General features: G+C 40.5%; 26 protein-coding genes and 5 tRNA genes. 20 read left to right on the plus strand and 11 right to left on the minus strand.

The features are described 5' to 3' along the window. Positions 1-61 precede the first annotated feature (61 nt). From SU86_RS02090 to SU86_RS02100, 3 genes are all read left to right on the plus strand, one after another. Complete coding sequence (locus tag SU86_RS02090) at positions 62-424, plus strand: hypothetical protein (RefSeq protein ID WP_048187071.1); 363 nt, start codon at positions 62-64, stop codon at positions 422-424. Positions 425-548: 124 nt separating this feature from the next. After that, entirely contained in the window at positions 549-1,199 is a 651-nt protein-coding gene (locus SU86_RS02095) for an ammonia monooxygenase family protein (protein ID WP_048187072.1), read from the plus strand. A gap of 129 nt (positions 1,200-1,328) precedes the next feature. Continuing rightward, positions 1,329-2,183 (plus strand): DNA adenine methylase, encoded by an 855-nt coding sequence (locus tag SU86_RS02100; RefSeq protein WP_048187073.1) that lies wholly within the window; start codon positions 1,329-1,331, stop codon positions 2,181-2,183. Positions 2,184-2,187: 4 nt separating this feature from the next. On the opposite strand, the gene SU86_RS02105 is transcribed toward SU86_RS02100, so the two are convergent. Next, positions 2,188-2,261, minus strand: a tRNA-Thr gene (locus tag SU86_RS02105). A gap of 91 nt (positions 2,262-2,352) precedes the next feature. Here SU86_RS02105 and SU86_RS09560 point away from each other — a divergent pair. Further along, positions 2,353-2,474: transfer RNA gene (locus SU86_RS09560), tRNA-Leu, on the plus strand. Positions 2,475-2,480: 6 nt separating this feature from the next. Here the strand turns inward: SU86_RS09560 and SU86_RS02110 are convergent. After that, entirely contained in the window at positions 2,481-2,867 is a 387-nt protein-coding gene (locus tag SU86_RS02110) for a hypothetical protein (RefSeq protein ID WP_048187075.1), read from the minus strand. A gap of 148 nt (positions 2,868-3,015) precedes the next feature. Between SU86_RS02110 and SU86_RS02115 the strand changes: the two genes are divergently transcribed. After that, a complete protein-coding gene (locus SU86_RS02115; protein WP_148550720.1) occupies positions 3,016-3,555 on the plus strand; it encodes a hypothetical protein in 540 nt (179 codons plus the stop codon). A gap of 243 nt (positions 3,556-3,798) precedes the next feature. After that, positions 3,799-4,680 carry a helix-turn-helix domain-containing protein gene (locus tag SU86_RS02120; protein WP_048187078.1) on the plus strand — a complete coding sequence of 294 codons (882 nt, stop codon included), beginning with the start codon at positions 3,799-3,801 and terminating at the stop codon, positions 4,678-4,680. A 2-nt stretch (positions 4,681-4,682) separates the two neighbouring features. Here SU86_RS02120 and SU86_RS02125 read toward each other — a convergent pair. Continuing rightward, positions 4,683-4,776: transfer RNA gene (locus SU86_RS02125), tRNA-Ile, on the minus strand. Positions 4,777-4,814: 38 nt separating this feature from the next. Further along, complete coding sequence (locus SU86_RS02130) at positions 4,815-5,366, minus strand: thioredoxin family protein (protein WP_048187079.1); 552 nt, start codon at positions 5,364-5,366, stop codon at positions 4,815-4,817. An 86-nt stretch (positions 5,367-5,452) separates the two neighbouring features. Here SU86_RS02130 and SU86_RS02135 point away from each other — a divergent pair. From SU86_RS02135 to SU86_RS02150, 4 genes are all read left to right on the plus strand, one after another. Beyond that, positions 5,453-5,524: transfer RNA gene (locus tag SU86_RS02135), tRNA-Ala, on the plus strand. Between the two features lie 299 nt (positions 5,525-5,823). Further along, positions 5,824-6,906, plus strand: a complete 1,083-nt coding sequence (locus tag SU86_RS02140; protein ID WP_048187080.1) for a hypothetical protein — start codon at positions 5,824-5,826, stop codon at positions 6,904-6,906. Positions 6,907-6,931: 25 nt separating this feature from the next. Beyond that, positions 6,932-7,396 (plus strand): phosphopantetheine adenylyltransferase, encoded by a 465-nt coding sequence (locus tag SU86_RS02145; protein WP_048187081.1) that lies wholly within the window; start codon positions 6,932-6,934, stop codon positions 7,394-7,396. 66 nt (positions 7,397-7,462) lie between these two features. After that, the gene (locus SU86_RS02150; RefSeq protein ID WP_048187083.1) at positions 7,463-7,792 is read left to right on the plus strand and encodes a hypothetical protein; all 330 of its coding nucleotides are present in this window, start codon (positions 7,463-7,465) and stop codon (positions 7,790-7,792) included. Here the strand turns inward: SU86_RS02150 and SU86_RS02155 are convergent. Both SU86_RS02155 and SU86_RS02160 read right to left on the minus strand, forming a co-directional pair. Next, positions 7,789-8,070 (minus strand): hypothetical protein, encoded by a 282-nt coding sequence (locus SU86_RS02155; protein ID WP_048187085.1) that lies wholly within the window; start codon positions 8,068-8,070, stop codon positions 7,789-7,791. The two genes, SU86_RS02150 and SU86_RS02155, sit on opposite strands and share 4 nt — an antisense overlap. After that, positions 8,067-9,179: a tryptophan--tRNA ligase gene (locus tag SU86_RS02160; RefSeq protein WP_048187086.1), complete on the minus strand. Its 1,113-nt coding sequence runs from the start codon at positions 9,177-9,179 to the stop codon at positions 8,067-8,069. Before SU86_RS02160 ends, SU86_RS02155 begins: the two co-directional genes overlap by 4 nt. A 52-nt stretch (positions 9,180-9,231) precedes the next feature. Here SU86_RS02160 and pheS point away from each other — a divergent pair, with 52 nt between their 5' ends. From pheS to SU86_RS02185, 5 genes are all read left to right on the plus strand, one after another. Continuing rightward, positions 9,232-10,638 (plus strand): phenylalanine--tRNA ligase subunit alpha, encoded by a 1,407-nt coding sequence (gene pheS, locus SU86_RS02165; protein ID WP_048187087.1) that lies wholly within the window; start codon positions 9,232-9,234, stop codon positions 10,636-10,638. Next, positions 10,629-12,266, plus strand: coding sequence for a phenylalanine--tRNA ligase subunit beta (gene pheT, locus SU86_RS02170; protein ID WP_048187088.1), 1,638 nt, complete (start codon positions 10,629-10,631; stop codon positions 12,264-12,266). Before pheS ends, pheT begins: the two co-directional genes overlap by 10 nt. A 281-nt stretch (positions 12,267-12,547) precedes the next feature. Beyond that, positions 12,548-12,958, plus strand: a complete 411-nt coding sequence (locus tag SU86_RS02175) for an EVE domain-containing protein (RefSeq protein ID WP_048187090.1) — start codon at positions 12,548-12,550, stop codon at positions 12,956-12,958. A 48-nt stretch (positions 12,959-13,006) separates the two neighbouring features. Beyond that, complete coding sequence (locus tag SU86_RS02180) at positions 13,007-13,246, plus strand: Lrp/AsnC family transcriptional regulator (RefSeq protein ID WP_048187091.1); 240 nt, start codon at positions 13,007-13,009, stop codon at positions 13,244-13,246. 21 nt (positions 13,247-13,267) lie between these two features. Continuing rightward, entirely contained in the window at positions 13,268-13,831 is a 564-nt protein-coding gene (locus SU86_RS02185; RefSeq protein WP_048187092.1) for a hypothetical protein, read from the plus strand. 260 nt (positions 13,832-14,091) lie between these two features. On the opposite strand, the gene SU86_RS02195 is transcribed toward SU86_RS02185, so the two are convergent. Then, the gene (locus SU86_RS02195; protein WP_048187094.1) at positions 14,092-14,727 is read right to left on the minus strand and encodes a hypothetical protein; all 636 of its coding nucleotides are present in this window, start codon (positions 14,725-14,727) and stop codon (positions 14,092-14,094) included. 183 nt (positions 14,728-14,910) lie between these two features. On the opposite strand from SU86_RS02195, the gene SU86_RS02200 reads away from it, so the two are divergent. Further along, complete coding sequence (locus tag SU86_RS02200) at positions 14,911-17,181, plus strand: aconitate hydratase (RefSeq protein ID WP_048187095.1); 2,271 nt, start codon at positions 14,911-14,913, stop codon at positions 17,179-17,181. A 2-nt stretch (positions 17,182-17,183) separates the two neighbouring features. Here SU86_RS02200 and SU86_RS09705 read toward each other — a convergent pair. Further along, positions 17,184-17,336: transfer RNA gene (locus tag SU86_RS09705), tRNA-Trp, on the minus strand. An 81-nt stretch (positions 17,337-17,417) separates the two neighbouring features. On the opposite strand from SU86_RS09705, the gene SU86_RS02205 reads away from it, so the two are divergent. From SU86_RS02205 to pdxT, 4 genes are read left to right on the plus strand one after another with little or no spacing between them, the layout of a single operon-like run. Next, positions 17,418-17,966, plus strand: coding sequence for a hypothetical protein (locus tag SU86_RS02205; RefSeq protein WP_052755427.1), 549 nt, complete (start codon positions 17,418-17,420; stop codon positions 17,964-17,966). Next, the gene (locus SU86_RS02210) at positions 17,963-19,195 is read left to right on the plus strand and encodes a hypothetical protein (RefSeq protein ID WP_048187097.1); all 1,233 of its coding nucleotides are present in this window, start codon (positions 17,963-17,965) and stop codon (positions 19,193-19,195) included. Before SU86_RS02205 ends, SU86_RS02210 begins: the two co-directional genes overlap by 4 nt. A 59-nt stretch (positions 19,196-19,254) precedes the next feature. Beyond that, positions 19,255-20,223, plus strand: a complete 969-nt coding sequence (gene pdxS, locus SU86_RS02215; protein WP_048187098.1) for a pyridoxal 5'-phosphate synthase lyase subunit PdxS — start codon at positions 19,255-19,257, stop codon at positions 20,221-20,223. Continuing rightward, complete coding sequence (pdxT, locus tag SU86_RS02220) at positions 20,220-20,846, plus strand: pyridoxal 5'-phosphate synthase glutaminase subunit PdxT (RefSeq protein WP_048187099.1); 627 nt, start codon at positions 20,220-20,222, stop codon at positions 20,844-20,846. The genes pdxS and pdxT overlap by 4 nt, the downstream gene beginning before the upstream one ends. 19 nt (positions 20,847-20,865) lie before the next feature. On the opposite strand, the gene SU86_RS02225 is transcribed toward pdxT, so the two are convergent. Genes SU86_RS02225 through SU86_RS02235 form a run of 3 tightly spaced genes read right to left on the minus strand, consistent with a single transcriptional unit; the run spans position 20,866 to position 24,349 of the window. After that, on the minus strand, positions 20,866-23,184 hold the full coding sequence (locus SU86_RS02225) for a valine--tRNA ligase (RefSeq protein WP_048187100.1): 2,319 nt from the start codon (positions 23,182-23,184) through the stop codon (positions 20,866-20,868). Between the two features lie 4 nt (positions 23,185-23,188). Continuing rightward, the gene (locus tag SU86_RS02230; RefSeq protein WP_048189069.1) at positions 23,189-24,010 is read right to left on the minus strand and encodes a 6-pyruvoyl trahydropterin synthase family protein; all 822 of its coding nucleotides are present in this window, start codon (positions 24,008-24,010) and stop codon (positions 23,189-23,191) included. Between the two features lie 54 nt (positions 24,011-24,064). Beyond that, the gene (locus SU86_RS02235) at positions 24,065-24,349 is read right to left on the minus strand and encodes a 4a-hydroxytetrahydrobiopterin dehydratase (protein WP_236687733.1); all 285 of its coding nucleotides are present in this window, start codon (positions 24,347-24,349) and stop codon (positions 24,065-24,067) included. Positions 24,350-24,414 lie beyond the last annotated feature (65 nt).

The raw sequence follows: 24,414 nt of genomic DNA on the forward strand, positions 1-24,414 counted from the left end.
ATCGGCGCTAGGCTGAGATTTTAAGAAAGACTTAAAAGCCATTTATCGATTACAAATTCAAATGACTCTACCAAAAGGATTTGGTTCAGGCGGCTCCGGCGGAGCATCAAGCGCTGATGTAGAGAAGATGATTGGCAGACGTGTCGAAAACATGACTGGCATAATCACCATATCATACATTGCAGCTTGGCTAGCAACCTTTGGCGGAACAGCAGCTGGATACTTCTATTATCCATGGGCTTATCCAACACCAAGCGGTCACTATGCTTTCATAGTCCTGACACTAGTCGAAGCAATTGGCTATCTCTTCTGTGTTAAAGTAATGGAAGAAGGTACCAAAAAGAAGAGCAACGGAATCATCGGCGCAACATTAGGCGCAACCGCTGCTGGAACAATATTCATCTCTCTGTTCGTTGGAACGTAGAGAAAGTTCCTGACTTTTTCTTATTTTCATTTTTCATTCCTCCTTAGGGAAATCCTGATCGGCTCATTAACGATCTCAGTAATTGTCTAAAATTTTATATACTCACCCTAACCCTAACCGTTTAATGGTCTGGCTTAGACGATGTACGCACTACTTATTCATAGTAGTCGTTGCAGTCAACTCAACCCTGCTTACAATCAACGCAGGAGACTACATCTTCTACACTGACTGGGCATGGACTTCATTTGTCGTGTTCTCAATATCACAGACATTGATGTTAGTCGTAGGTGCAACTTACTATCTAACATTCACTGGAGTTCCAGGAACCGCAACGTACTACGCGCTTATTATGACCGTGTATACATGGATCGCAAAAGGCGCATGGTTCGCACTAGGTTACCCATATGACTTCATTGTTACACCAGTTTGGTTGCCATCAGCAATGTTGCTTGATCTGGCATACTGGGCAACAAAGAAGAACAAGCACTCACTGATACTCTTCGGTGGTGTACTGTGTGGAATGTCACTGCCATTGTTCAACATGGTCAATCTAATTACCGTGGCTGATCCATTGGAGACTGCATTCAAATATCCAAGACCAACTTTGCCTCCATACATGACTCCTATAGAACCCCAAGTGGGCAAATTCTATAACAGTCCAGTTGCACTCGGTGCAGGCGCAGGTGCTGTATTAGCATGTACCTTCGCCGCTCTCGGATGTAAGCTGAACACATGGACGTACAGATGGATGGCAGCTTGGTCCAAGTGGGACTAAAACCCTACAACCCTCTTTTCTCTTGTTTTTTACTTGTCCTAGCCGATAGGCTTTGATTAAAAAATATTGCACAGCTTGTGATCTTTTGTTGTCTTGTGATGGGATATGATTTTGTAGAATCTTGTATTATTGAGCCAGCACCAGATACTCTCAACTGAACCAAAACCGTTTGTCAAGTGGGCCGGAGGAAAGCGACAGCTAATCCAGACCATTGATAGGCACATTCCTGTGCAGTTTGGTACATACTTTGAGCCATTCCTGGGAGGGGGTGCGGTATTACTTCATTTGCTGGGCAAAAATCCAGAAATGAAATGCCGTGTATCTGATCTGAATTCTGATCTTGTGTTATCTTATGTTACAATTAGGGATAGAGTGGAGGAGCTAATCACATCACTGCAAACCCATGCAAAAAACTATCACAAAAATCCAGACTCTTACTATTATGGTGTAAGAGAAAGCGAGCCAAAAAGCCAGATAGAAAAGGTATCGCGACTGTTGTTTTTGAATCGTACCTGCTTTAATGGATTGTACCGAGTAAACAGCAAAGGAAAATTCAATGTTCCACTTGGCAGGTATTCAAACCCAAACATTGTCAATGAGGAAAATCTACTTTCTGTGAGTAGGGTTTTACAATCAAAAAAGATCCAAATAATCTGCCGTGACTTTGCAGCAGTACTCTCTGATGCCAAAAAAGGCGATTTTGTGTATTTTGATCCGCCATATCAGCCAGTAAGCAAAACTGCAAGCTTTACCAGCTATACAAACAAGGACTTTACCTACGAAGACTTGGCAAATCTGGTAGATGTATCCGAAAAACTATCGGACAAGGACTGCAAGGTACTACACTCCAATTCAAACTCCAAAGAAGTAAGGGATCTGTTCTCAAAGGAATGGAAGATAGTCGAGGTTGCTGCAAACCGCTCCATAAACTCGGATTCCACAAAACGAACCGGACAAAAAGAACTCTTGATTAAAAATTACTAGAAAAAGCTTCGAACGGGATCCGAACCCGCGACCTTTACCTTACCAAGGTAACGCTCTACCAGGCTGAGCTATCGAAGCATGATTTTTTTCTATTCAAATCCTAATTATACTTAAGGAAAGTTTTGCAAAAACACTAACTGTTAAATTTCAGCCAAAATCTAGCTATTTCGCAGGAGTAGCCGAGCCTGGCCAAAGTAAGCAAAAATTGCTTTTGGATGCGCGGGACTTAAGATCTAATAATGGGTGATCCCGTCTCTTAGGGGTTCGTGGGTTCAAATCCCACCTCCTGCACCTTTTTTATTTCGGGTGTTTAATTCCGCGAGAATTCAAAACTTCGTAAACGTCTGGAAGAGAAAAGACAAATCCGACATGAACACAGTCCTTTTCCTCACAAAGCTGACAAAAGAGTTCTCCCTTTTGGATTGCAACCTCGGCAATTCTGTTTTTGATATTGTCCTTTAGTACAACTCGGTCATCATCAACTGCAACTTTCTCAATCTTTGGAGCATATCTTGCAAAGGTCTTGTCCTTTTGCATCATCTCCTCTAACATGTATGTGACATAACCTGAAAAGCTGTTGATGCCTTTCATTACAAGTTCTGGTTTGTTCTTCTCAAATACATCAAAGAACTTGTCGTATACTTGTTCAGATACTGTGATTGATTTGAAACCTGCTTTTGGCATTTTACTTACCTGTTACCGTACTTTAAGGTACTCTACTATTTAACGTTTTTTGTAAATGGTTCTGTGTAGTTATAGGTTGAAAATTATCGCTGTTACCTGTAGGTTGAAAATTATCTTATAAGTATGATATTTCCATATATCATATTTGTTGGTTGAAAAAAAAGATAGAATATTACTAGTAATTGGCATAATGGCAGGAGCCTTTATTGCATTATTTGATGATCTCTTTGAATATTTGCTTACATTGATAATCCCTCCAGAAGCAAATCTAATTCCTCTCACAAAGACAGCGGCAGGTTTACTTGCCATTGCTTGTGGTTTGGTGCTTCTTCTTCCATTTGTTAAACGGAAAGAAAAGCATAAAGAAAATCATAGTTCTGAATCTCAACTCACAACTGAAAGCAATAATTCAAAAAATAAGTTTAGAAAATTCTTGGAATCAGAAAGAAATAACATGTTCATATTGTTGGGTGCTGGCGCTGCTTTAACCATTAGTACAACATCTATCGAATTTTCATGGAAATTTGGTAGTGGATTAGTGGCTTCTGGTTTGTTTATTTTTGCTATTTTTAGACGAGCAAAGTCTAACTATGGTGTACAGACACAGATCGATAAACTACGAAGTGATATTGATGAGTTAAAAAGAAAATCAGGAAATAGCAACGATTCTAAATTAGATGATCAATAACCATCAAGGCTATCTTGAAACCTAGCCTAGTCAATCGTTTTACTGTTTGCTTGCGTTCTAAATCACCGTATCCATTTGTTGTCTCCCTCGATCTCAACTCCACAGGCTTCGGCAGGAGTTTTCCCTTTCAAGCCCATGTGTGGCCCAAAGTAATCGTGATAGATTTGGCATCCGTCAAACATAAAACCTGATTTACAAATCAATGATAGCCTAAATAATTAGCCACAATAACAAAAAGCATCTTTGGCAAGGGGCTATCAATCAGAAGATGTGCAAGAAAAACTAATCGAGGTTTTATCCGAATCCAAGACCGGACTCTCCGGTGTAGAAATTGCAGAAAAGCTTGGAATCAACAGGGCAACGATGGCAAAATATCTCAATGTCTTTGCAGCAGAGGGAATCATACAGCAAAAAAATATTGGCAATGCAAATCTGTGGTTTGTAGAATCCGGCACCGAAAAGCTACAATTCCCAGCAGATTATTTTCATGTAAAAGAAAAATTCCTGGAATGTCTGATTGCAAACCAGCAACACCAAGCGTATCACCTGATAAGAAATGCGTTCCATTCTGGGGCAAACACATCAAAAATTATCACTGAAGTGATCTTGCCTGCAATTGTATCACTTGAAGATCTTTACCTGAAAGCAAAAATCGGCAAATCCGAGGCAAAAATGCTTCGTGGAATTATCTCCAATTCAATTCAGATTCTAAATCCGCAAAATGAGCCAGATCCAAAAAGAAACGTAGTCGTCCTGTCAGCTGATTCACAAAGCATCCTGTATGCTCAGGCCGCATCATGTTCTTTGTCAGATAAGGATTGGCAGGTCTGGCAGCTAGGAGACATGTCGGATGCAATAGATGTCTTGTATGATCTGGACCTGCAAAAGTTTGTTACAAAAATTTGGAAGCAAAAGACCGGAATCCTAGTAATTGCAATATTTTCAGCAACCGATGAGGGCACAAAGTTCTTCTCAGAGTCTGCAAATGCAATAAAGCCAAAGTTTGGCAAAAACCTGCATATCACGGTTCACTCTAGGGCACAAAAACAAAGTACCAAGGCAGAATTTGTTAGCGATAATTTTGAGTCCATATTACAGTGGATTGAATCTATTTCTGGTTTGTAAAATGGTGGGCCGAGAGAGATTCGAACTCTCGACCTTTCGATGTCTGAAAGGTTGTTTTATCAGTCGAACGCTCCAGCCAAGCTGAGCTACCGGCCCTAAAAAAATCCAATTACTACGGTCTTAAAAGTGTGTGGTCAGTTCTTCCACTTTATTGAACAACCAATTGAAGGATCAAAATCTTTTGCCAATGGTTGGCCTGCAAGTAATTTTTCCACAACTCCAATCATTGTTTTCTCTGTTGCCTTGTCTTCAGGCTTCATCGCATTGTCTATCTTTCCATGAAAGACCAACTTGCGATCCTTGTTAAACAGAAATGGGTCGGGGGTGCAGACTGCTCCATATTTTTTTGCAATCTGCTGCGTTTCATCCACTAAATATGAAAATACAATTCCTCGCTCTTTTGCAAATTCCTTCATGCTATCAAAACTGTCATCTGGATATGCAACTGCGTCGTTGCTGTTTATGCCAATCACTGCCAACTTGCCTTTGAACTCGTTTTGAATCTCGTTGATTGCATCAACTTTTGCCTTAACGTATGGACAGTGGTTGCACATGAAAATTACCAAAACTGCATCATGGTCTTTGTAGCTTGCAAGTGAGTGTTTTTTGTCGTCCACTCCCAAAAGCTCAAAGTCAGGTGCCAAATCGCCCTTTTTGAGGACTACTTGGGATTCCATTACGACCATGTTTTGCGCCACTTATTTTACAAATAAAAATTCTTGCCTGATGTGAGGACAACAATTAAAATCTGCGCATCAAAGCCATTCTCTGAGGGCTGATAGTTCAGTGGTAGAATGCCCGCCTTGCACGCGGGAGGTCAGGGGTTCAAGTCCCCTTCAGTCCACTTACATCGATCTTTTGCAAGTTTGAATCCAAGAGATGGATTTAAATATGATATTTAGAGTGAAAAATTGGAATGGCAGCACCATCATACGTAGCAGAATCCATCGCAGTATGGATACCAATGATTGTCGGTTTAGCACCAGGATTAGTATACTGGTTTGTAATCACCGGCATGCGAAATAGAAAATAACCATTCATTTCTTATCTTTTATTCTTAATTTTTGTAAAACCTTCTAGTCCACATTGTTTACAATATGAAATTCCTTATGTGATTAATGCCGCCTGTGTAGCAAAGATACGATGAAACGCCTACTTGCGGTATTTGCCTTATTGTTCTTACTATTCCCTATTTCTCAGACTCTGGCACAGGTAACTGACACACAATCCACACTTGGAGTAAAACTAACAAACACAGCACCGTTCATCTACAAAGATTCTGAGGGATACACCGTTGTGATTGGCGAGGTAGAGAACACCAAGAGCTTTCCTGTGAATAATGTCAAAGTCTGGGTAGGATTCTTTTCTGGAGATGCCTCTGGCTCTGCAGGAGAATCCCCACTCGAAACAGTAACTGGTACTAGTTTACTTGCGGTGATTCCTGCAAAAGGCAAGTCCCCATTTATCATAACCTCACAAACACCGGATCCTGAAATCTCCGAAGTCACAATTAACATGCTTGGCTTTAACTCGGCAACGCAAAAACAGCAGGTTCTGGAAATCATTCCGGATGTGCTGTTGATTGGCGAGACAGTTACCGTTGACGCCAAAATAACAAATTCTGGCTCAGACAAGGCAGCAAACGTAAAGGCTCATCTGATTGGATATGATTCTTTCAGTCCACCACGAATAGTTGGAATTCAAAGCATTTCAGTAGATGATATCTCATCAAAGAAGGGTGCAGACATATCGTTTGATGCTGCAATGGATCCACGTGCATCATCATTTAAGATAATTGCAGAATCGGACAACTATCAATCCAAGATGACAAACATTGACAAAGTATCATTGGATGCGCCAACCAAGCTCATCACAATAAATGATGTTGAAGTATTGGACTCTGATGGAGTGCGTATTTCTGAAATAAAACTAGGTGACACTGTGGATATTACAAGTGATCTGTCAATCCAGTTCTCTGCGGTAAATGGGCCATCACAACAATACGTGTACTATGCACAAGTAAAGCAGTTTGGTGAGAAAGCACCGGTGGAATTTTTGGGAGTCTCAGAAGGCGAGTTTGACTCAGCAGAACCACAAACCGCAACAGTAAGCTGGACACCAGAACATGAAGGCGGATTCTTCATAGAGACATATGTTTGGGACCAAAATGCAATAGCACTTGCAGCTCCAAGCAAAACCATTTCTGTTATTTTGGTAAGTCCATAAATCCCTCATCTCATAGTATTGTATAATGGCAAAGTTTCGTCTGGTTGCAATGGGTGGTACATTTGATATCATTCACAAAGGACACCTCACATTGTTAGAGGGCGCATTTTCGGTTTCCTCCAAAGTGATAATTGGATTGACCAGTGACGAGCTAGCGGCAAAAAAAGGCAAAAATCTGAATCACAACTATTCACAGCGATTTGACACACTAAAGCAAACAGTTGAGAAAAAATTCCCAAACCATGATTTTGTAATCAGTAAGCTGGACAATGATTTTGGGCCTGCGGTTCTTGAGGCAGATGTACAAGCATTGGTGGTAAGTGGTGAAACGGAATCACAGGGAGATGCATTAAACAAGCTTCGGGCGCAAAAAAACCTCTCACCAGTTGAGATAGTAATAATTCCAATGGTTTTGGCAAAAGATGGCACCAGAATCTCCACTACCAGAATCCGAAACTCTGAGATCGATTCTCAGGGAAACTTGTTATAAGTTGACAAAGTGCTTGCCTATCTTTGAGTCATCCAAATAAAACAAAAATTCCAAAACATACCACGCTTGACTCTGATTAACCATCTATCAAAAAAATTCACAAACAATGTAACTGGACTCCAAGAGGGACTACATCCTGAAAGCTTGGCATTTTGGTACTCTCAAATAATAAAGGAGGCAAAAGATATGGCGCCTGCCTGGCTTGTGGATAAGATTAACGTAAAGCAAGATCCAATCCTGCCAATGAAGTTCAACTTGGATATATCAAAAAGAGCAGTACGATATTTCATGATGGCAGTAGATGATAATCTAGTAAAAATGCCAAGCTCAACTAGGCTGTATTTTCTCAAAGTTCAAGAGACTCTATCTGATGAAATGGACAAATCTCTTGTCTAGTCCTTGACTATTTCTACAATTTCAGAAATTGTTTTTGTATCAATTATCTTGTTTACGTTATCCAAAACAGACTGGATGAAGTCAACAAAAATGTCAACCTGATCCGTGTCTTTGAGTACAATGGAATGAGCGGACTTGTCCTTTAGTGAGATGACTACCTCGTTTTCGTATACATTCAAGATTGATGAAATGTATGTTTCTTTTCCATCCTTGATAAAGATCAAGCTTGCAAGCTTGGTTGCCTCGTATTTGTCTTGACAAATCACTTGAATTTTCATTGGTCTTGATACAAGAATTTCTCTATCTGGTCTTTTGCTTTTTCGCGTCTTTGTTGGTGTGCTACTAGGAACTCTGTTACCTTTTCAATAAGAATTGCTTTTAGCTCACCCGTGAGCATTTTGCCTGATTTGTAATCATCGTATATTGTCTTTAATTTCTTGTCGTCCGGCTCAAAAAAGATTCTCAGATATTGGTATGATACATCAATGTCTGGATTGCCGCCTATCTTTCTGTGGTCCTCAACAGTTGCCTGGCCGCCAGAAAATGCATATTTGTTTATCTTCTTTTTTATCATCTCTGGTGAATCCGTTGTGTATATTGTACCGCTTTCCTCGGATGCCGACATTTTTCCACCAGGACCTGATAGCGATGGGATCATAATATTGTGAATTAGCGCTGGCTTTTCTCTGCCTATTTTTGGTGCGACATCACGAGTTACCCTAAAGTGGGGATCTTGGTCTACGCCAAGCGGAATCAAAACAGGCCTGTCCTCAATAAAACAAGGAGCAGATTGGAGCGAAGTATAAAAAATCATACCAATGTTTGTCTCACCGGTAAAGCCAAAGACTGCCTTTGTGTTTGAGAAATTGATCTTTTTTGCTACCTGCGCGGCAATTGGGTATAGGGTTTTGATGTTTTTTGTGTTGATTATTATTTTTGTTTTCTCTGGCTTGAAGCCAAGTGCAATAAAGTCCAGTGCATTCTCATATGCAAATTTGCTTGTCTGCTCTAGTGTTAGGTCCTGCTTTGCGTAAAATTTTTCATCATCTGTTAGCTGAAAATACAGATTTGTATCGAATTTTTCCTGCAACCATTTTGTGAACACCCATGGAACCAGGTGTCCAATGTGTGTGTGGCCAGAAGGACCCCGTCCTGTATACAAAAAGAATTTTTTGCCCTTTTGATAGTCATCCAATATTCTTACCAGTTCTCTGTGTGAGAAGAACACGCCTCGTCTTAGCATAAAGTGAGTCTCACCTGTTGTTTTTTCGATTTTTTTTAGAACATCCGGTGTGATCTTTTCGGTGCCAAACTGTTTGATGAGCTTGTCATAGTCAATCTCTCCTTCTACATGCCATGGAGTGACAATGAATTCATCAGAAGGCATTCATGATCAAGTCAGGTTAAGGTTTAAAAAGTCTTTTCGGGTCGTTTTGCTGTTGTCTCAAGTCCTACATCCAATTGAGAAAACAATGATCAAATTATTACAGTCTGAAAAAAATCTCACAGAACAACAAATCATAGAAAAAACCGAACTCTCACCTGATCAAATCCGACGTGGAATAGAATGGCTCAAACTAAAGAATCTAGCACTTGTAATGGAATCTGAAAAATTCTTTTTGTCGCTTGGCAAAAACGGACTTGCGGCAAAACAAGATGGTTTGCCTGAGCGTAAACTAGTGAATCTTGTAGCAAACGGCCCAGTACCGTTTGATGATCTAAGAAAAAAACTACTCGAGGACATGAATGTGGCAATTGCAAATGCCAAAAAAAATAACTGGATTGAGATCACAAAAAATGAATCCACAAGCATTGTATCGCTAAAGCAAAAGCCAGATCAAACAAGCGAGGAAAAGATTCTGGTACAAATTGGTGAAGGAAAAATACCACAAGACCAAGTCAGTGACCAATCCGCACTGGAATCACTCAAAAAAAGACCAGACTACATCATACTGGAATCAATAAAGACAAAGACTTTGGCTCTATCCGAGCATGCAAAATCAATTGATGTGGAATCTGCAGATTCCGGCGCAATAGATGTAGAAGCAGATGTGCCACGAGTATATGCCGCAAGGACTCATCCATTAAAGGACACAATTAACGAAATTCGCGAAGTCTTTGTCAGCCTCGGATTCTCAGAGATCTCTGGAAACTTTGCACAACCGAGCTTTTGGAATTTTGATGCATTATTCACACCACAGGATCATCCCGCAAGAGAAATGCAAGACACATTTTACATCAAAGACAAGCTCGCACAAGGCTTTGCCACTCCATCTCAGATAAAGCAAGTTTCCGATTCTCACAAAAAAGGCTGGAAGTATTCCTGGAGCCAAGACACTGCAAAGAAGATGGTTCTTCGAACACACACCACATGTGTCACAATAAAGTATTTGGCGGAAAACAAGCCAAGTGAGGCGCGAGTGTTTTCACTTGGCCGAGTATTCCGCAATGAAAAAGTAAGCTACAAGCATCTAGTCGAGTTTAATCAGGTAGAAGGAATCGTAGTTGGAAAGAATGTGTCACTGCGAGACCTGATGGGAATTCAAACCGAGTTTTACAAAAAGATGGGCCTAAACAAAATAAAGTTCTGGCCTACATTTTTCCCATACACAGAACCATCACTGCAAACAATGGTGTACAATGATCGTCTGCAAAAATGGGTTGAGCTCTTTGGAATGGGAATATTCCGACCAGAGGTGACAAAGCCATTTGGTATCACAAAGCCCGTGCTGGCATGGGGTGGAGGAATTGAAAGAATTGCAATGCTAAAGTACGGACTAGATGACGTGCGAGAGTTCTACAACAACAACCTGAATTGGTTGAGGAATGTTCCAAAATGCCAGTAGTCACTCTATATCTTTCAAGGCTGCAAAAAATAATCGGCAAGACAAACAAAAACAAGATAATTGATGCTTTACCGTTTTTGGGACTCGACATTGAGGAGCAGACAGACCAATACATTCGAGTAGAGTACAGTCCTAATCGACCCGACTATGCAACAGATGTCGGAATTGCAGCAGGCCTACAGGGCTTGCTTGGAATCAAAAAAGGAATCTCAAAACTAGACATAAAAAAGCAAAAAGACAAGTCGTTTCTGATTAAAACAAGTCCTGCAGTAAAAAAAATCCGCCCCCACGTCTTGGGGTTGGTTGCCAAGGGCTCTAATCTTGATGATGAGGCAATCAGGCAACTAATTGCACTGCAGGAAGACCTTCACTTTGGAGTGGGGAGAAAACGAAGAAAGGCCTCAATTGGAATTCATGACTTTGATGCAATAAAACTACCACTACAGTACACCGCAGTATCAAAAGATCACAAGTTTGTTCCACTAGCAACACAAAATGAAATGTCAGTAAAACAAATTCTAGAAGAAACCGGTACTGGGCAAGACTATTCTGGAATACTTGGCACGGGGCACAATGTTCCAATGATTTTAGACGCTAATGGAAATACAGTATCATTCCCACCAATTATCAATTCTGCACTGACTACCATATCAACAAAAACAAAGAATCTGCTGATTGAGGTTACTGGCAATGATCAAAGCGCAGTGGCAGATACGCTCTCTGTTGTTGCCTCTGCCTTGCAAGGCTTGGGATTTACTCTATATGATTTCAAGACTGATCTGAAAAGCTCTTCAGATTATCTAAAAACAAGAACCATTCTCTTGGATCCTATTCTAGTAAACCAAACACTTGGCTTGCAGCTATTGCCATCACAAATTTGTATGATGTTGCAAAAATGTAGGCTGGATGCAACCGCAAAGGGCAAAAAAATCACATGTGTGATTCCGAGATTTAGATTTGATATTTTTGGTCCAATGGATCTAGTAGAAGAAGTTGCACTGGGATTTGGAATTCAAAATCTTGGGCCAACCCTACCGGCATCAGTCAGTGTTGGACAAAAAAGTAAAACTACGCTAGAATTGGACAAGCTAAGTCAAATTCTAGTAGGTCTTGGCTTTACAGAGGCGCTCAACTCATCACTTACTAGCAAGCAGGTTCTGTATGATCACACAAATCGAGACTCACAAAATCTAATCGAAGTGGCAGAATCAAAAAGCCAAGAATACACCATACTGCGTGATTCCATATTGCCTGGATTACTTGAGAATCTGTCTCGAAACATACACGAAACATATCCACAAAAACTCTTTGAGACTGGAACTGTTTTCTCAAAAGGCAACCCAATCAAGGAATCGATTTGCCTTGCATGTCTTAGCGCACACAAAGACGCAGGCTATACTGAGATCAAATCCATACTACAATCACTACTAAAGACTGATTCAAACATTGAATGTAAAACAAAAACAGCGGAAAGTCCAATGTTTGCAAAAGGCAAAACAGCTGATATCGTGATCAATGATAAAAAAATAGGCATAATTGGTGAGATTGATTCACAAGTAATTGATAATTTCAAAATACGCGTTCCTGTAAGCGGATTTGAGATAATCCTGTCTGGTTCTGTCTTGTGATAGTTTCTATCATTCATTCAAAATTGTATTGATTTTCAGGTCTGAATTAATATTTGAGGGATTCTCAGCGTTTTTGCCCTAACAAGGCACACAGACGGACTGGAATGACTATGATGCTAAAACATGATTTTCGGGTCCACCCAGGTGTGCGACATGGGGCTACCCCGGACACAGAGCATGTTTGAGGAAATAGGCTAATTACCTGTGAGAATGTGTGAGTCAGTGCCGGGGTACATCATTTTAAGCAAAAATTATTAGATTTGCAAAGTTGGTATCATACAATGGCAAATTATTGGCTGTGCAAGCAAGAGCCAAGCACATACAACATTGAGCAGCTAAAAAAAGAAAAAACCACTGTCTGGGATGATGTCCACAATAATTTGGCGCTAAAGCACATGACACAGATGAAAAAAGGCGATCTGGCATTTTTCTATCATACCGGCGATGAAAAACAAGTCGTAGGTATTATGGAAATAATATCAAACCCATATCCAAACCTGAAAGAAAAAAACCCAAGGTTTGTTGTAATGGATGTCAAATACAAAAAACATTTGGATAATCCTGTTACTCTTACTCAAATAAAGACAAACAAGAAATTCAAGGACTGGGAGTTGTTGAGAATCTCAAGACTCTCCGTTATGCCGGTTCCATCCCAAATCTGGGAAGAAATACTCAAAATTTCCCAAAAATAGAAACTGCCAATAGGTTTATTGATATATCCCGAGGTGTATACGTTAATCATGGCAACAGCATACGTTTTGATAAACTGTGAACTCGGTTCAGAAGAAGCCATCATTAAGCAACTCAAGTCACTTGATGGCGTAAAAGAGGTTCACGGCACATTTGGTGCATATGACATTCTGGCCAAAATAGAGTCTCCAACAGTTGAGGCATTACGTGAAACCATAACTTGGAAGATTCGTAAAATCGAGAAAATCCGATCTACATTAACCCTGATGGGTATTGAGGGTCAATCTTAAACACTCTCTTTTTCTTGTGTCATGCTCTTGCATTTCATATTCTTGGTAACTAGAGATGATCTAGACCAAAGAGTCCGAGAATTTGAGTACATACAACAAATGAGCCAGTTTTACAAAAAATGGATTCATGATACTTTTTCTCTTGATGTTGATGTGCAGTGCGATGAAATGATAGTGCCAAAACAGAGTATTTTGCGAAGGTTGGACACGGCTGTTTTGGTTGAGGACCACAAGAATCGTGACCCAAATGTTTTTCATTTCTATTTGTGCAATTTCAATCCCCTGTGGACTGATTGCACGTGTGAAGGATACTATGCAGAAAACTTTGCAATGACTCTGTGGAAGAAACCAAAGGACGATAATTTTCTTGCAGACTGCCAAAAAAACTGCACCGTCGTATCCCATGAGTTGTCGCATGAATTGCTAAGACAAAAAAAATTCAAAAAACAATACGAAAAAGTACATGATATTTGGTCAAAGCACACCTTCAATGATTTACCATATGAGCAATATGGAGAAAATTTTGAGCCCACAAAGAGTGATCCGTATTTTCTAACCCTTGATGCATCAGAGTTTCGGTCATAATATAATCACCAGCCGTTTTAATCTGTATGATATCCAAATTCATTGATGCTAGTCTGCAAGGGTTACTGCAAAACAAAATACAAAGAATTTCTTGGTGATCTATCTCTAAAATATAATGGACAAAAGCGATGTGGTGTCTGTGACGTTTATCTAAAATGGAATGGTATCAAATGTCCATGCTGCAAATCTATTTTGCATGTTAGGCCAAGACACTCTCGTGCAAAGACAAAATATTATGAACGTGAGAGTGTACAGTGGATTTAGCTGCACTTGGTAACAGAGTAAATTCTGTTCTCAAAGTTTGCTGTTTTGATTTCTAGTCTGTTCTCGGCATCTGCCTTTCTTGATTTGCTGAGTTTTTCCAACTCTACTAGGGAATCACCCTTGAAGCCAACAGACGTTCCAAAGATTGCATCTGTTAGCATTGTACCGTGGTCTCCCTTTTTGACATCTTCTACTATGCCGTAAAATTTGATTGCCTCTCTTTTTTGCACTGGAGTTCCGGTGGATTTGTTAAACGCAACTGCAATGTACATGCCGTTGTTTTTGACTGCGACTGGAACTTTGTGGTTTTTGCCAGAGGCACCAGGGATTGATTCGTTTATCAAAATATCACACTTGTGGTACATGCTTGCAACATATGCATAAAATCTATAGTCGGCAAATTTGCCATCAGAGTCACTTTCACAATCAATAAAAATTCGATGCAGGGTTGTCAGTGATGTGTCATTCATGCTTTGTAGTCTGTCATCAAGACGACCGCGCTCCAAAAGACTGGAGCCACATTCTTTTGCAATTTTTTTCAAAATAAAATCAGGCAGATTATAGTTTTTCAGTGCGGCAATGTACGAACCTGCTTGCGACATGCCAAAGGTTGGAAATCCTTTATTGACCATGCAGATGGACCTCCACAAACATATCAAACACCATAACTCGCACCATATACAATAAAGCTGGTTTTTGCTTATAACTGTTAGGAATAAACACACAATTCCAATATTAATTGGACATCAAAACCAAAAATTCCTGATACGATTTATAACTAATCGATGAGGTATGATCATCTACAGTGATGATTCATGGAAATTGAAACAACACCAAACCTTGTGGCAAATGTCTACAAAAAACTAGAGCAAAACATTTCCAAGTTTCGCAAAATAGTGAATCGTCCATTAACACTAAGCGAAAAGATTCTTGTGGGACACTTGGCAGAATTTGATGGTAAAGAGTCCGAGCGTGGAAAGAGCTATGTATTTTTGAAACCTGATCGAGTTGCACTGCAGGACGTAACGGGACAAACCGTAATGCTGGAATTCATGCAGGCGGGCCTAAAACAAGTCAGCCTGCCGACAACCGTACACTGTGATCACCTGATCCAGGCAAAGATTGGAGCAAAAGAAGACACCAAGCTTGCAATTTATGAAAATAATGAGGTTTACACATTCTTGGAATCTGCTGCCAAAAAATTTGGTGCGGGATTCTGGAAACCGGGTGCTGGAATCATACATCAGGTAGTGCTAGAAAATTATGCATTCCCAGGCGGATTGATGATTGGAACCGACTCTCACACCCCAAACGCTGGAGGCCTTGGGATGATTGCAGTAGGTGTTGGAGGAATGGATGCCGCAGAGGTAATGGTTGGTATGCCTTGGGAGCTATTGTATCCAAAAAGAATCGGAGTTTATCTTAAAGGCTCGCTAAATGGCTGGACCGCACCAAAAGACATCATACTGTATGTTGCGGGACAGCTTACCGTCTCTGGTGGAACAAATGCAATAATTGAGTACTTTGGGCCTGGAGCAAAAACAATTAGCTGTACCGGCAAGGCAACCATAACAAACATGGGTGCAGAAATTGGCGCAACCTGTTCTGTCTTTGAGTATGATGAAAAGATGGCAAACTATCTTAGAGCAACCGGACGTGGCGAGCTTGCAGACTTGGCAAATCAGCACAAAGAACTACTAATCGAAGATGAAGATGTAGAAAAAAACCCGGGCAAATATTTTGATAAAGTCATAGAAATTGATCTATCAAAACTAGAACCACACATAGTGGGCCCACACACGCCAGATTTGGCAAGACCAATTTCCAAGCTTGCAGAAGATGTGAAAAAAAATGGCTACGTCGATGAGATATCAGTTGCACTAATTGGAAGCTGTACCAACTCTTCATACGAAGACATGTCTCGCGCAGCAAGTGTGGCAAAGCAAGCAAAACAAAAAGGGATCAAAGCAAAAATCCCACTACTTGTAACGCCGGGATCTGAGCTGGTGCGTGCAACAATAGAACGTGATGGACAGATGCAAATGCTTGATGATATCGGAGCTACTGTTCTTGCAAACGCATGCGGCCCATGCATCGGCCAGTGGAGCAGACCTGAGCTGAAAAATGACAACCCAAATACCATAATCACATCGTTTAATCGAAATTTTCCTGGACGCAATGATGGAAAAAGAAACACAATGAACTTTATTGGAAGCCCAGAACTGATCATCGCATTATCAATTGGTGGGAGATTGTCCTTCAATCCAATTACTGATGAGCTGACTGCGCAAGATGGAACAAAGTTCAAACTGTCTCCACCGGAAATCGCACCTGATGTGCCACAGTCTGGCTTTAAGGCAGGCCTTGATGTCTACGTTGCACCGTCATCTGATCCTGACTCTGTGCAGGTTCTAATTGATCCAAACAGCACCAGATTACAAAAACTCGAGCCGTTTGCACCATGGGACGGCAAAGACTATTCAGATCTGCCAATAATGGTCAAGGCAAAGGGCAAATGCACAACTGATCATATTTCGCCTGCAGGTGCCTGGCTGTCGTATCGTGGACATTTGGATAGGTTAAGCGATAATCTGTTGCTTGGTGCAGTAAATGCGTTCTCTGGCGATGTAGGCAAGGGCAAAAATGTGCTAACTAATTCCGTAGAATCATTCCCAAGTATCGCACGTCAATACAAGGCAAAGGGGCTAAAATGGGTAATCATAGGTGATACCAACTACGGCGAGGGAAGCAGCAGAGAGCATGCCGCCCTGACCCCAAGATTTCTTGGCTGTGGCGCAGTGATTGCGAAATCATTTGCAAGAATCCATGAGACAAACCTCAAAAAGCAGGGCCTATTGGCACTGACATTTTCAAATCCTGCAGATTATGACAAGATCCAAGAAACCGACAAGCTCAGCTTTTTGGATTTGAATAAACTGGAACAAGGAAAGCCGATAAAATGTGTGATAACTCATTCCAATGGAGCAAAAGAAGAGATCCTACTATCTCACACATTCAACTCTTCACAAATTGATTGGTTCAGACAGGGATCTGCACTAAACGTTTTACGAAACAAGAACAAGTAACGTGGGGCCGACCGGAGTTGAACCGGCGATCTACAGGTCACTGCAGCTCCAAACTCACATCATCTTGTGAAATCAGTTTGGATTGTATTACTTCTGGAGCCTCTAGCGATGACTTTGTGAATCATAGTCGCCTTGCCAGGCTGGGCTACGACCCCACAGATACCAAGAATCCAGACTTGGATTTATTCTAAGTGGTGTCTTGGCAAAACCTAGATTTATTATAAATCAAAAATTTCATGAACATCATACAAATGGCAAGACCTATTCTGATAATTGCAGCGTCCATACCTGTAATTCTGGCGGCTATGATTGCCATACCGATGATTAGTAATCCACAGATTCCGTTTTCTGCAGCAAATGCAGATGACAAAATTGCAATTGAGCTGATAAAATATGATCTAAAAAAGATCTCATTAGGAGTTACTGATAGGCTGACTCCTCAAAAATCGGAAACCCTGAGCATATCTGATGATGGCTCACTAAAGTATGTCTTCTCCACACCAAATTCTGAGCCCATACAGAAATCAATGATGCTGGAAAAATCACAGATAACCAAGCTCACAGCACTAGTCAAAGAAACCGGATTTATGCAACTGCCAATTGACTCTATTCCAGCAGATGAAACCAAGACTGAGTTCACAAAATTCTCACTCAAAGTAACGCTAAATGGAAAAACAAAGCACATCCAGTGGCCTGAGCAAAATGCAACATCAGAGTTTATTCCGCCTTTGGTATCAAACGTAGAGTTTGAGCTTGAAAAGCTAATCAACCAGACAAAGAATTGAGCGTAATCAACTATTCTCCTGTAAGCAAGCCGTTTTTGATGACTGGTGTGATTTTGTCCTTTATTGGCACCACAATTGGCTCGATTTGGATGATTTCATTTTTTGGAATATCAATGCCTGAGCAACTTACATCGATATTTCAGACACACAGAATCCTTCAGCTAAATGGATTTGTCACATTAATGATAATGGGAATTGGCTACATGATCATACCCAGGATGAGAAATCAACTCACCCCATCTGGCAAACTGGCAAAGATCTCTTATCTTTTTGTGATATGTTCTATTGGTGTTGATTTTGTAGGCAGTATAATTTCTGATGATTATTCTAAAATTGCAACCACACTTAGATTGATTGGCGTTTCAATATTTGGAGGGCTGATGTTTTACATGTTGCGTATAGTCCCAAAACTATTAAGAGAATCAGATTATTTCATTGCAATTTCCATCACACTGCTAATTGCATCCCAACTGGTATCGTTGTTTGATGTGCAGCAAAACACGTTGATTCAAAAACAAATGTGGCTGTTTTTCCCAATTTTGATGATCTTTGCAATAGAATACAAGACATTACCGTCATTTCTTGGGTTTATTCGGCCAAAGAGAAAACTAGTCACCACCTCAATCATTTTGGCAGTCTTGTCTGGAATAATGGGAATTGTAGGCACAATAATTCCATACATGTTGCTAGATATTGCGTTTAATCTTGGCATGATTTGTACAGTATTGTGTTTTGCATTGTCTTTGTACATATTTGGAGGATTTGACAATACGGAAATTCTCAAGCTCATATCTGGTGAGAAAAAGAAAAGATATCACACCATAATACTTCACACGAGAATTGCTTTTGGATTTTTGCTTGCAGGATTGCTTCTTGGAACACTGCATGCTGCAAATCTATCTGTATTTGCAACATATGATCTTACCATACACTATATCGCAATTGGATTCATTGGAGTGACAATAATGCTATACCTGCCAATCATGATTCCACCAATTCTTGAAAAATCAATTAGGTTCTTGGACTTTAATCACATTCCGCTGACACTTGTACTAGCTGCACTTGCAATCAGGACGATTGGTGATGTGATTTTGAGCTCCTCATTTAATGAGCAGTTTGGTGTGATCTTTGGAATCTCTGGATTTATCATACTCGCGGGGATGTTTTTGTTTGTGAGAATGATTCATCGAGCAATGAAAAACACCAATTCGGAATTGTCTCTTGTCTGAGTTTTTAGGAGCAACAATCTGTCGCGTATTATAAATATGCAAATTCAACTATTGCTTCTATGATTCCACTTTCTGGAGATCTGCCAAACGCAAAGGGTAGAATTAATGAAAAAATCGGCTCTTTTTCTACAATGCGAGGAACCTCAACACTAAAGCGAGGATTTGCACACATGCTAAAAAATGGTGTAGTAATGGATGTCACCACTGTGGAGCAGGCTCTAATTGCAGAAGAGGCAGGTGCGGTCTCTGTTATGGTTTTAGATAAACTACCGTCCGATGTCAGAAAAGCAGGCGGCGTTGCAAGAACTGCAAGCATTCGAGTAATTGAAGAAATAATGGATGCAGTAACCATCCCAGTCATGGCAAAATGCAGAATCGGTCACGTCTATGAAGCTCGTGTATTGGAAGAGACAAACGTGGATATGATTGATGAATCCGAGGTACTAACGCCAGCTGATGAAACACATCATATCTGGAAATGGGACTTTACCACACCATTTGTAAATGGCGCAAGATCACTTGCTGAAGCCCTGAGAAGAGTGGAGGAGGGTGCTGCAATGATTAGAACCAAAGGAGAACCAGGAACTGGAAATGTTGCAGAGGCAGTCACACACATCAAAAAAGTAAATGATGAATTACGATTAATCAAATCAGTTTATGATTCCGGGGACCACCAGGATTTAGTAAGAATTGCACGAGAATTCAAAGTTTCATATGATCTAGTAGAGCAGACTGCCAAAATTGGCCGACTACCTGTTGTGAATTTTGCAGCAGGTGGAATTGCAACGCCTGCCGATGCGGCTTATCTGATGTCGCTTGGATGCGATGGAATCTTTGTCGGCTCTGGCATATTCAAGGCAGAAGATGCAAAAGAGCGTGCACGTGCAGTTGTATTGGCTACCACCTTCTGGGAGGATGCAGACAAAGTCAAAGAGGCGCAAAGAATGATTGATGAGCGACAATCTATGCTAGGCCTTGATGTCAAGAACTTGGAACTAAGAATGCAGGAGCGGGGCAGCACGGCATGAGTGTTAACATTGGAGTTTTGGGAATGCAGGGAGATGTTGCAGAAAACATTGCGGCTACTCGCACAGCACTAGCAAAGGCAGGAATGAAGGGAACTGTAAAGCAAGTCAAGACTCCGTCTGAGATCTCAAAGCTTGATGGATTGATCATTCCAGGCGGAGAGAGCACAATGATTGGACAGATGTCCTTGGTAAATGGTGCAATCAAAACAATAAAGGACAAAATTCAGAAAGGAATGCCTGTTTTTGGAATATGCGCAGGCTTGATTCTATTATCCAAGAATGCCAAGGACAGAGTAGTAGGTAAAATGGACCAGCCGCTCTTGGATCTGCTGGATGTGCGAGTTGAGCGAAACTCTTTTGGTAGACAACGTGATTCTTTTGAAGCAGAAATAACTGCACAACCGCTTGGAATTGTAACATCTAGAGGTATATTCATCCGCGCACCATCCATTGAAGGAATGGGAAAAGATGTACAAACAGTATCAAAATTCAATGAAAAAGTAGTTGCAGTAAAACAAGGAAACATTTTGGGTGTTGCATTTCACCCAGAGCTGACCAGCGATGTATCGTGGCACAAATATTTTGTTTCCATGATTAAACCAGCAAAAAAGCCACAAAAATAATTCGATTCTATACTAATACTTAGTTTGTAATCTTGTGCATTGGTATCAGATCACTAGAAAATTGTTTTAGTGATTCTGGGATCTCAATTGATATGGAGTCCTTTAACGATAATCCGTTTGATTTCTTTTCATTCCAGACTTTGGAGTTGAATTCCTCGATTTCTTTTGTGTATTGACTCATGTCGGCTAGATTTTCTGGTCTTGGATGTCTTTGCTTGTGGATTGTCTCTTTAGAGTATAACTCTAGCCACATGTAGTCTGTAATGAATGGGGAAATTGGCGCAAGCAAAAGCAAAATGGTAGACAAGACCTTGTGCAGTGTGTATATTGCAGCATTTTTTTCATCTTCTGTAAATCCTTCGCCATACGCACGAGCCTTTACCATCTCGATATAATGTGCAGCAAACAAGTTCCAAGTGAACTCACGAATTGCAATTGCAGGCACAAAAAAGTTGTATTCCAAATAGCCTTTTTGACATTCTGCAATGACTCTGTCCAACTCAGATAGAATCCATTTGTCTGTAGCAGTTGGGTTTGCTTTTTCTATGGTGGGATAGCTAGAGATGAATCTGGATACATTCCAAAGTTTTGACAAAAATTTCTTGGTTGCCTCTATTTTCTGCTCAGAGCATCTAAAGTCGTATCCGTGATTAATCTCAGATGCACTCCAGAATCGAAAAGTATCTGCACCAAACTTTTCAATTACAGGTAATGGATCAACTGCGTTGCCTTTGCTCTTTGACATCTTCATTCCTTTTTCATCAAGACCATATCCCATAATCCAGGCCTCAGACCATGGACTAGCACCTGTCAGCTGCTCACATCGCAGTATGGTGTAATATAGCCAGGTTCGAACAATGTCTTTTGCTTGTGGTCGAAGTGTTGCAGGATAAGTCTTTTTGAAAAACTCTGGGTCCTTGTTATACTTTGATATGAATAGTGGCGATACACTGGAATCCATCCAAGTGTCAAACGTTCTGGTCTCACCGACAAATTCCTTGGCTCCACACTTTACGCATTTCTCAAATGGTGCTAGGTCTGTCCATGGCTTGTAGTATTTTCCAGGCTCTGGAACATGTGGTTCTGAGCAATCTTTGCAATACCATATTGGAATCTCGGTTCCATAGTATCTGCGCCTTGATATTGGCCAGTCAATAGAAATTGAATCCAACCAGTTCATCAGAATCTGCTTGTGCATGTCTGGATGGAATGTGATTTTTTGGCCCAAAGCCCGAATCTTTTCAATAGAGTCAATCTGCTTTACGTAATATTCCTCCATTGGTATTATTTCAATTGGAATTTTGCTGCGCTCAGAAATAGGCGTACGGTGCGTGATTTCTTCGACTTTTTCTAACAGTCCTGCATTTTGCAAGTCTTCGATTATCTTGGTTCTTGCCTGCTTTACTTTGAGGCCTGCATATGCACCGGCTGCTTCTGTCATCAAACCGTTCATCCCTATTGCAACAATTTCTTCTAGCTTCATTTCTCGGAATAATGCGACGTCGTTCTGATCACCATACGAGCAAACCATCACAGCACCTGAACCAAATTCCATTTGTGCAGAGTGATGAGTCCTGATGGTGACCTCTCTGCTTATTACTGGAACGATGATTTTTTTGCCAACCACACCTGCGTATCTTGAATCGTCTGGATTTACTATGATGGTCTGGCATGCACATAACAGCTCAGGTCTTGTACTAGCTATGATTATTGTTCTGTCCGAGTCCTTTATTTTGAATTTCATATAGACAAGCTTTGTCTGAATGTCTTGATATTGGATTTCGGCATCAGCTATTGTGGTGCCGGATACCCAGTCGTAGTTGTTTGGACGTGTTGCCTTGTATATGGTTCCACGTTTCCACAGTTCAATGAATGTAGATTGGGTTAGGATTCGATATTCCTCAGAATCCGTCCTGTAATAGTTTGAAAAATTACCAGACAGTCCAAGGCTTTTCATTATTTGTAGCATTTCTGCTTCTAAATCGTCCAGGGAACTTCGGCACAATTCCAGGAATTTGCTTCTCTCAGTTTCTTGCATGCGGATGTTGTGCTTTTTTTCCGTGTACAGTTCTACTGGTAGGCCATTCCGATCAATTCCTATTGGAAAATACACATGATTCCCATTCATTCGTGCAGTTCGAGCAATCATGTCTATTTGGGAATAATGTGCTGCAGCTCCAATGTGCCACGGTCTCCCAGATGGATATGGAGGAGGCGTGTCTATGACAAAGTTCTTGTTTTCAGGCACGAAATCATACAATCCGGAGTCAACCCATTGCTTTAGGATCTTTGCCTCCAGCTCTGGATTCCACGCAGTCTCTTTTATTTTTGGTTCCATGGTTCTAGGATTTTGAAATCTTGGAAATTAGATGTGCGCCTTTGTTGTATCCTTCGTAAACATATACTCCCACTGCTTCGATATTTTTTGGCAGTCTTGGAACTAGGAGCTTGATTATCTCAGTTGATAGGTTCTCAACGGTTGCCTCACCTTCCAGAAGAAATGTTGTGTGCTTTGGTACTTGCATATCAAACATTCCCTTTGGTCCTTCAAACGATATTCTAAAGTGTGATTCGTCTTCGGTTTTTAGATATTTTTTGTTTATGAAGAATTTGTGATCCAAAATTCCAATTACTTCTTTGATGATCTTCTTTGCCTCACCAAAATCAATTAGCAAGTTATTTTTCATATCGCCAACCAATTCTACTAGAACAGTTGATGTGTGGCCGTGTAAAATCGAACATTTCTCCACTAACGGCAAGATATGTGCATAGTCAAATGCAAATGATGGATCCTCTATGAATATTGAACCGGATTGCGCGTCTTTGGTATCGTAGAACACTATTTCATCTAGTTCTTTGAGCTTTGCAGCAAACTGTGGATGGCCTATTGCCATTATGGGCTGATTGTCGGATTTTAATTCCTTGTATTTTAGAATATCAGAATCTGAGTCAATCACTTCGATTAGTTTTCCATCACTTGTCTTGAAATCAACTGATATGGTTTTACCATTTGATAGTGTGATTTTATGTTCATATTGGTATGATAATCCCAAAAATGATAGCATCTGGGCAATTGATAACTCGGTTCTTGATTTTAGCAATGTTCCGTTTTTGTCAATGTATCTGAAATCAGAATCCAATATGGCAGAGTTTGTTAGTGTCATTTGCAAATTTGCTCTGTTTTCTGCATATATATTCAATAGAGATTTGAGCCTAGATTAAATCGTGGATTCTATGAATTTTGCAAGCTCGACATCATTTGATGTGATACCGCCTGCATCATGTGTCGTCAGGTCTATTGTGACTCTATTGTATACGTTGAACCATTCTGGATGATGATTCATTTTTTCTGCATGTAGTGCTACTTTGGTCATAAACGAAAACGCTCGCACAAAATCCTCAAATGTGATCTCTCTGTGTAGTTTTCCGTTTTGTATACTCCAATTATTTAGTGATTTTAGTTCTGTTCGGATCTGTTCTTCAGTTAGGCCAATGGGTCTCATGAGTCCCATATGGTGAGTTTGGATAATAGTTTTACCTATCACACCAAAGACAGTAACTTCTTTGT

This window comes from Candidatus Nitrosotenuis cloacae, assembly GCF_000955905.1.
Taxonomy (GTDB): domain Archaea; phylum Thermoproteota; class Nitrososphaeria; order Nitrososphaerales; family Nitrosopumilaceae; genus Nitrosotenuis; species Nitrosotenuis cloacae.

What these genes read in the sequence shown, in the direction of transcription:
- pheT (WP_048187088.1), top strand. Translation starts at nt 10,629, where the DNA reads ATGCCAGTAGTCACTCTATATCTTTCAAGGCTGCAAAAAATAATCGGC.
- SU86_RS02235 (WP_236687733.1), bottom strand. Translation starts at nt 24,349, where the DNA reads ATGAGACCCATTGGCCTAACTGAAGAACAGATCCGAACAGAACTAAAA.
- SU86_RS02175 (WP_048187090.1), top strand. Translation starts at nt 12,548, where the DNA reads ATGGCAAATTATTGGCTGTGCAAGCAAGAGCCAAGCACATACAACATT.
- SU86_RS02225 (WP_048187100.1), bottom strand. Translation starts at nt 23,184, where the DNA reads ATGGAACCAAAAATAAAAGAGACTGCGTGGAATCCAGAGCTGGAGGCA.
- SU86_RS02130 (WP_048187079.1), bottom strand. Translation starts at nt 5,366, where the DNA reads ATGGTCGTAATGGAATCCCAAGTAGTCCTCAAAAAGGGCGATTTGGCA.
- pdxT (WP_048187099.1), top strand. Translation starts at nt 20,220, where the DNA reads ATGAGTGTTAACATTGGAGTTTTGGGAATGCAGGGAGATGTTGCAGAA.
- SU86_RS02160 (WP_048187086.1), bottom strand. Translation starts at nt 9,179, where the DNA reads ATGCCTTCTGATGAATTCATTGTCACTCCATGGCATGTAGAAGGAGAG.
- SU86_RS02110 (WP_048187075.1), bottom strand. Translation starts at nt 2,867, where the DNA reads ATGCCAAAAGCAGGTTTCAAATCAATCACAGTATCTGAACAAGTATAC.
- pdxS (WP_048187098.1), top strand. Translation starts at nt 19,255, where the DNA reads ATGATTCCACTTTCTGGAGATCTGCCAAACGCAAAGGGTAGAATTAAT.
- SU86_RS02145 (WP_048187081.1), top strand. Translation starts at nt 6,932, where the DNA reads ATGGCAAAGTTTCGTCTGGTTGCAATGGGTGGTACATTTGATATCATT.
- SU86_RS02095 (WP_048187072.1), top strand. Translation starts at nt 549, where the DNA reads ATGGTCTGGCTTAGACGATGTACGCACTACTTATTCATAGTAGTCGTT.
- SU86_RS02090 (WP_048187071.1), top strand. Translation starts at nt 62, where the DNA reads ATGACTCTACCAAAAGGATTTGGTTCAGGCGGCTCCGGCGGAGCATCA.
- SU86_RS02140 (WP_048187080.1), top strand. Translation starts at nt 5,824, where the DNA reads ATGAAACGCCTACTTGCGGTATTTGCCTTATTGTTCTTACTATTCCCT.
- SU86_RS02200 (WP_048187095.1), top strand. Translation starts at nt 14,911, where the DNA reads ATGGAAATTGAAACAACACCAAACCTTGTGGCAAATGTCTACAAAAAA.
- SU86_RS02230 (WP_048189069.1), bottom strand. Translation starts at nt 24,010, where the DNA reads ATGACACTAACAAACTCTGCCATATTGGATTCTGATTTCAGATACATT.
- SU86_RS02180 (WP_048187091.1), top strand. Translation starts at nt 13,007, where the DNA reads ATGGCAACAGCATACGTTTTGATAAACTGTGAACTCGGTTCAGAAGAA.
- SU86_RS02205 (WP_052755427.1), top strand. Translation starts at nt 17,418, where the DNA reads ATGAACATCATACAAATGGCAAGACCTATTCTGATAATTGCAGCGTCC.
- SU86_RS02185 (WP_048187092.1), top strand. Translation starts at nt 13,268, where the DNA reads ATGCTCTTGCATTTCATATTCTTGGTAACTAGAGATGATCTAGACCAA.
- SU86_RS02155 (WP_048187085.1), bottom strand. Translation starts at nt 8,070, where the DNA reads ATGAAAATTCAAGTGATTTGTCAAGACAAATACGAGGCAACCAAGCTT.
- SU86_RS02195 (WP_048187094.1), bottom strand. Translation starts at nt 14,727, where the DNA reads ATGGTCAATAAAGGATTTCCAACCTTTGGCATGTCGCAAGCAGGTTCG.